Raw genomic sequence first — 1,244 nt, forward strand, 5'->3', positions numbered from 1 at the left:
CGAAGGCGACCTCGACACTGCTGGGAGAGGCGGTTTGACCCGGGCGGCGCTCGCTCTGCTCTTGCCGGTTGCGCCGCGCCCGGCGGCTGAAGAGCGCCTGTCGTCATGGTTGTCGCGGATCGCGCCGATTTATGGCTTGTCGACGAGCGCGCTCGTCGCTCACTTTAGGCTCGCGGGATCGTCGGCGCTGACGCTGGAAAAGGGCTTGTCGACGGGGCAGAGGGCCTTGATCGCGGCGCGCGCCGGGCTGAGCGCGCGTTCGATCGACGCGATGACCTTCGCGACCCTGGCGCCACACGCCCGCTTCATGATCGCCCCCACCGCGAGATATTTTTGCCCGTGCTGCGCGAAAACCCCGACGATTGGCCGGAAGGACGCGGCGCTGCCCTGGACCTTTTGGTGTTCCGCGCATGGCGTCCGGCTGTGGGCGCGCGGAACGAGGCCGATGCAGAGTTTTATTCCCGACGGCGTTCTCGAACGCCTCGATCTGCTGGCGAGGCGAGGCGCCGCGAGGCTGGCGGCCTGGGCCGAGGACCGCGATTGCATCGGGGAGCAGGGCATGCCGACGGTCCCAAATCTCCTGCAATTCCTGACCGCGCCCTATCGTCGCGCGTCGCCGCCCTCCCTGGCGGAGCAGCCGCGGCTTTCGCTTGAAGCGCGCCGCGCCAACCACGCCTTTCTGACCCGGCCGATCGCCCGACAGGCCCTGCTCGTTGTCGCCCCTGAATATAATAGCTTCGCGCCCGTTCTCGCCAAGCCGGTTCGCCCGGGGCTCGACGCCCTCGCGCGCGGCTCGCTGTTGCAGACCTACGCCTTGGCCGTCGCCGTGGCGCGACTGACCGAAAACCAGGTCGAGCACGCGGCCGCGACGTTGGCGGTCGCTGACGACGAAGGGGAAGCGAGCCTACGCCGAGCCTTGAGGTCGTGGCCCCAGGCGACGCGCCGGCGCATCGACGCCCAGTTGCGCCGCCCACTGGCCTCCGAGGCCGCCGCGAAATTCACTGCGGGCCAGGCCCACAGGGGCCGGCTTGCGGCGCAGTTCCATAAATTATGCGCGAATCCCACAAATTTCGGCTCTTTTGGTCCCATAAATTGTGAATCGGAATCCCCAAATTATGCTCGCGCCGGCCGCTCAGAGCCTTGAGTCCCACAAATTGCGACTTTCCGACATTCCGGGCGGTCCACGCATGAAGCGCAAGCGACACGACAACGTTCGCAGCCGTTTTCGATAACGCCCGATAAGG

1 protein-coding gene is annotated in these 1,244 nt (G+C 66.9%); it reads left to right on the top strand.

Annotated features, from left to right (window positions below):
• Window positions 1-1,144 (top strand): TniQ family protein (locus tag CFB24_RS22245; RefSeq protein ID WP_141098595.1); only part of this gene is annotated, 1,144 nt, incomplete at its 5' end.
• Between the last annotated feature and the right edge of the window lie 100 nt (window positions 1,145-1,244).

The organism is Rhodoblastus acidophilus (genome assembly GCF_900187365.1).
Taxonomy (GTDB): domain Bacteria; phylum Pseudomonadota; class Alphaproteobacteria; order Rhizobiales; family Beijerinckiaceae; genus Rhodoblastus; species Rhodoblastus acidophilus.